4 protein-coding genes and 3 pseudogenes are annotated in these 5429 nt (G+C 34.8%); 6 read left to right on the top strand and 1 reads right to left on the bottom strand.

All coding sequences use genetic code 11. The features are described 5' to 3' along the window. Positions 1-200 precede the first annotated feature (200 nt). The 5 genes and pseudogenes from VIO64_RS19080 to VIO64_RS19060 all read left to right on the top strand — a co-directional run bounded on the left by VIO64_RS19080 (position 201) and on the right by VIO64_RS19060 (position 3167). Complete coding sequence (locus VIO64_RS19080; RefSeq protein WP_331921221.1) at positions 201-893, top strand: transposase; 693 nt, start codon at positions 201-203, stop codon at positions 891-893. Positions 894-959: 66 nt separating this feature from the next. Then, positions 960-1418 (top strand): GNAT family N-acetyltransferase, encoded by a 459-nt coding sequence (locus VIO64_RS19075; protein ID WP_331921219.1) that lies wholly within the window; start codon positions 960-962, stop codon positions 1416-1418. A gap of 54 nt (positions 1419-1472) precedes the next feature. Further along, positions 1473-1703, top strand: coding sequence for a hypothetical protein (locus tag VIO64_RS19070; RefSeq protein WP_331921217.1), 231 nt, complete (start codon positions 1473-1475; stop codon positions 1701-1703). Between the two features lie 73 nt (positions 1704-1776). After that, positions 1777-2538 (top strand): annotated as a pseudogene (locus VIO64_RS19065) (RHS repeat-associated core domain-containing protein); the annotation flags it as partial. A 2-nt stretch (positions 2539-2540) separates the two neighbouring features. Continuing rightward, positions 2541-3167: a hypothetical protein gene (locus VIO64_RS19060; RefSeq protein WP_331921213.1), complete on the top strand. Its 627-nt coding sequence runs from the start codon at positions 2541-2543 to the stop codon at positions 3165-3167. A gap of 285 nt (positions 3168-3452) precedes the next feature. Here VIO64_RS19060 and VIO64_RS19055 read toward each other — a convergent pair. Continuing rightward, positions 3453-3533, bottom strand: a pseudogene (locus VIO64_RS19055) (transposase); the annotation flags it as partial. 101 nt (positions 3534-3634) lie between these two features. On the opposite strand from VIO64_RS19055, the pseudogene VIO64_RS19050 reads away from it, so the two are divergent. Next, positions 3635-4852: pseudogene (locus VIO64_RS19050) on the top strand (IS256 family transposase). The last annotated feature ends 577 nt before the right edge of the window (positions 4853-5429 follow it).

Below are 5429 nucleotides of genomic sequence, written 5' to 3'. Positions count from 1 at the left end.
AACCATATCGTTAGCTCCTTAGTTAATTATTGTGGTTGCTTGTCAGGTCAACCCACTTGATATTAACAAAGGAGCTTTCACATTTTTACAGGTAAATATTACAGTTGATTTTTATTAAAGTTTTTTATGCAACACTAATGATATCGCATCATTATCCAAATTACTTGAAGTTCTTTACGGTAACATACTGTAAGGCCGGAATGGAATTTTTTCAAAACTTCCCCTCACCTTCAAAGTTAAAAGGCATTACAAAAGAGGAATTGGCAGAATTTTTGTCCATTCATAGCAGTGGATTTTTTGGAATTGAATATGCAGAAAAGATATTGATGCTTGTTGAAAAAGATGGCAATACATCAACGGAGTATCAGGAAACAAGGGACTTCATTGTGTCTCATTGCATAAAGAAAATTAAGCACTGTAATGAGGAACTGGAAGTAATAGAGGCAGAGATAAAAAAGCATATGAAGCAATTTCCCTATAAGCTTGAAACCATGCCTGGAATTAATACTATAACCGCTGCAATGCTGATTAGCGAAATCGGCGATATTAGAAGGTTTTCAAGTAGGGATAAAATGTGTCGGTATAGCGGAATAAGTCCGGTTGCCTGTTCATCTGGTGATAAGGACAAAAACTTTAGGAATAAGCAGGGTAACAGGAGGCTTTATGAGATATTCAGGGATATTCCATCAAGGAATATTTGCAGGGGTAGGGATAAGAAAAGCCCGATAAATGATACTTTTTTAGAGTATTATAATAAGAAGATATCACAGGGTAAAACTAAGCGTCAGGCCTTGATCGCAGTAATGAGGCAGATCGCAAAGGTTATCTATTCAATGATGATTCATCAAAGGGAGTATATAAAACCAACAGTTTCCAAAACAGAAAATGCATGATAGTATATATATGGGCCTTGTTTTTACAGGGCTTTTATATATGCTATCGTGATATTGGAGGTAAGTATGGAAGTAAGGAATATTCAAGAAGGCGATTCCGCTGCAGTTCTAGAATTAATTGAAAAATGCGGGCCATATGTTGCACCATACAATGTTTATGCATATTGGATTTTAGAAAATTATTCTTCTTCAACATGTGTTGTTGCAGAAGAAAACAATAATATAATTGGTTTTGTAAGTGGCATGCCGAGCATTGATAGAGGTTCTATATTTATTTGGCAGATATGCGTACATAGTGATTACAGGGGTAAAGGAATATCAGTTTTACTATTGGATGCCTTAATAAAAAAAGCCAAAGAGTTTAAATTTAAAAAGATAGAGCTTTCAATCTCTGATAGTAACGCTATCAGTCAAAGCTTGTTTAAGAGCTACGCTAAAAAGAACAATTTTGATTTGAAAGAGAAGAATAAATGTGCCTTTGGAAGTATCGTTGAAATTGTTTATGAATTCAATATAATCAGCTGATGATTTCTTTGTAAAGACCAAGTAACATAATTTTATAGATTGGAGATTGATTTCATGACAGTTAAAAGAATAGTTATTTTATTAATATCAGGCTTCATAGGAATTAGTGGTATTATCAATATTTTTAAAGAATTACAAAACGGTGTTCCTCCATTGGTCGATGGCGATGAAGTACAATTTTATACTAAACTTATAGTCATGGCTATTTTTTCACTGGCATTTGTAGTAATTTTTATAAAAACTATTTTAAGAATTCGTGAAGATATGTACTTTAATAAAAAATGAATTCCTTCTATATAAACATAGCACCATAACAAAGTGCTATAAAAAATGTGTCACTATATTACCTAATTAGGGCCACGGTGATGTCACTGCATTGGTTGACGGCACTGGTGCAGTGGTGAATCGGTACCAGTATGATGCATTTGGTAATACAGTTGAAGCTGTTGAGAAAGTGCAGAATAGATTCCGGTATGCCGGTGAACAGTATGATCAGGTTACAGGACAATACTACCTTAGAGCGAGATTCTATAACCCGGTTGTGGGAAGGTTTACGCAGGAAGACACTTATAGAGGCGATGGATTAAACCTTTACAGCTATGTACAAAACAATCCTGTAAACTACTACGACCCAAGCGGATACAGTACTTGTGGCAAAAAGTCCAACCCATGGAATGAGTTCCAGAATCGCTCAAAGGGACAGTTCAAGTCGAGAAAAGATGCCGCAAAAGCATTTAATCATTTCCAAAAGGGTGAGCTCGAAGAAATGGCCGAAATGCTTGATTTATCATCACTAAAAGATAAGGCAGTTTTCTGGTCAGGTGATTATGCTGCTGCAGAAGAATATGCGAGATCTATTAAAGGTACTACACTGGAAATGACACCAGGTGGAAGCATATTTAATGGTTGGGATTATATAAAGGTAAAATTTCCAGAATGGGGTAACGATTCACCAAAAGATCAGAGAAAGTTATGGATTGCAATATCTGAAAATTTTGCCGAACGAACAACTGGCGAGGTAACAGCAGTTCAAAAGTATGAGGGTTATGTTTGGAAGAACCACGAAGAAAAAATACTTGTTGGCAGGAATGCTAAAATAAATAGAATAAAGGTGCCATGATTATGAAAACTCATAGCAATGCATATATTGATTTTATAAACCAGATTGATGCAACCGGTTATCAAAAGGCTCAAGGATATGACCCTGATTTATTTAATAAAATTGATGATAGAGAAAGAGCTGAAGTTGAGCAGATTGTAGTAGAACAGTTTAAAAAAGGCGACCGGGCCACAGCTATGTTTTTACCACAAATAAAGTCAATTGATGGGAGTGCACTACTTAAAGAAGAATTAGAAAAGTGGAATCCACCCCATATAGTAAATGCAGAACTTGCACATATATTATATAAAGCTACAAATGATGATTCCTATGAGAATCTTTTGATTGAGGATTTAAAGATTACAACAAAATCATACCGTTCTACGGTTGTTGGGTATTTGCTTGATTGTAAACCAAGTGAAAAGTTGGAGAATATATTTAAGGAGATTTATACGATAGATACTGCAACGATTGCACGATTTAATGCTGCGATAGGTTTTGCATATTGTAAAGACCTGCTTAAAAGCACAATAAATTTAGACTATGATAATCCAATTTTTGATTTAGTAAGGGCCTTATCAAGTGGTGTGGAAGAAGAAAGGTTGAAGGCTGAAGAAAAGATTGCTGAATTAGGTGGTAATGAAGCGTAATAGGCTGGGTTTTCCCAGCTTTATTATTTTTTCTGGAAACCGGTGGAGAATATCAGAGGGCCAAACGTAAACAATGGAACAAATACCTCACGAAACTGTTTTAAAGTTTTAATATATGTTTGCGGTTATATTGTATATTCCGGCACATCTGGATAGCAAATCCGAAGGCGGATACGGTCAAAGAAATACGCAGTTATATCAACTGGAAAAGCTGCATTGGGTGCAGGCTGTGCTAGTAAACTATTTACATTGACTTTTAGTTTAAAATTTTATGCAACATTAATGAAAGAATGTTTCAATCCTCCATCTTAAGCGGTATATTTGGGCAATTTCCTCAGCAGTAAGGTCAAAACGGTTTGTAACAATATTAAATTATTTCGAGGATGTAATAAATTTCGTGTATAGATGAATCGTTAATCTCCTTCTTGGCAAGAATTAGAAATAATTGTGCTAAGGAGGAGATTTTTATGTCAACATTAACAAAAGAACAAGTAAAAGAACTCGTAAAGGGAAATAATTTCCGAAGTGTAACAGACGTAAGCAGCTACTTAAAGGATATTTTCAAAGAAATGATTCAGGAACTCCTAGAGGCAGAGATTGAAGAAAAACTTGGTTATCCCAAAGATGATACTGGAAATAAAAATACAGATAATAGCCGGAATGGTTATGGTTCAAAGAAGTTAAAGAGTGAGTTTGGTGAAATTGATATAAAAATACCAAGAGATCGTAAAGGCGAATTCGAGCCCAAAATAGTACCTAAATATCAGCGGAATGTATCAGGAATCGAAGAAAAGGTCATTGCACTCTATGCTAGAGGCATGTCAACAAGGGATATATGAGAGCAGATTCAGGAATTATATGGTATTAACCTTTCAGCAGAGATGGTTAGTAAGATTACTGATAGAATTACTCCGGAGATTAAAGAATGGCAACAAAGACCTTTAGAATCAATATATCCATTTGTTTTTATGGGTGCTATCCATTATAAAATAAAAGAAGATGGGCGTATACTTAATCGTGCAGCATACATTGTTATTGGAGTAGATGTTGAAGGCAGTAAAGATATTTTAGGAATATGGATTGGTGACAATGAATCATCAAAATTCTGGTTTGGAGTCCTGAACGACATGAAAAATAGGGGTGTACAAGATGTTATGCTGTTTTGTGTTGATGGGCTTACAGGGCTAAAAGAAGCAATTAATGCTGCTTGTCCAAAGGCTGATGTACAACGGTGCATAATTCATCAACTTCGGAATTCGTTCAAATATGTGTCTTATAAGGATATAAAATCTTTCAGCAAAGACTTTAAAGAGGTATATCATGCTACAAATGAGGATGTTGCTCTAGAAAAGCTCTATGAGTTAAAAGAAAAATGGGGTAAGGAATACCCTTTTGCTATACGTAGTTGGGAGAATAACTGGGATGTCTTAAGCCCATTCTATAAGTTTTCTGACGAAGTTCGCAAAATTATCTACACAACCAATATTATTTAAGGTCTGAACCGTCAGTATCGGAAAGTCACAAAGTCAAAGACAATGTTTCCTTCTGATCAATCATTGGAAAAGATGTTGTATTTGGCATCAAGGAATGCTGTAAAGAAATGGACTCAGAGATATAAGAACTGGGATCGTGTGTTAAGTCAATTAATGATTCAGTATCCAGGTAGATTAGAACATTATATCTAAGTTGCAAGTGTAACCTTTGTGGATTTGATGAATAATTTGCCTGAAGCTGATGGATAAGGCATGGAAAACCCATGCACAATATGTGGACAATGAAAATCACATTGTCACACATAATTGCACACAGGTTTACCACACCTTATCGCACAGCTTCAAACCGGCACATTATTCACAAGCTCCACAAGGACTACTGTTTTATATTATGTTATTATGTTACAAAAGAAAAAAGCTTTTAGAACCTTTAAAAATATATGGCATACCATTATTGACAATTATCGCCAATACCAATCAAGTTTATGTATAAAACTCAATAAATTGTTAATAATATAAATATGAACGTGCTAATGCAATATTTTTTAAAAAACTAAATTAAGTTTCAAATACTTGCCTAAGAAGGACTGCAACCAGATCATACACGGAATTATTTACACTCCCAATATTCTCCGTTTGAGGAGTCAATTACCTGGATAATCCTTAATGAATGCTGCATTTGAGTACTTTGGCAACCGAGAATGACTTCCTTATCAGCTAAAACAGTGCTTTCTTTAGAGAGAATATTTTCATTTAACACCGTTATTAT

This window comes from Pseudobacteroides sp. (genome assembly GCF_036567765.1).
Lineage (GTDB): Bacteria > Bacillota > Clostridia > Acetivibrionales > DSM-2933 > Pseudobacteroides.
Note: the sequence above shows the minus strand (reverse complement) of the source record. Positions and strands in the feature narration are given on the sequence as shown.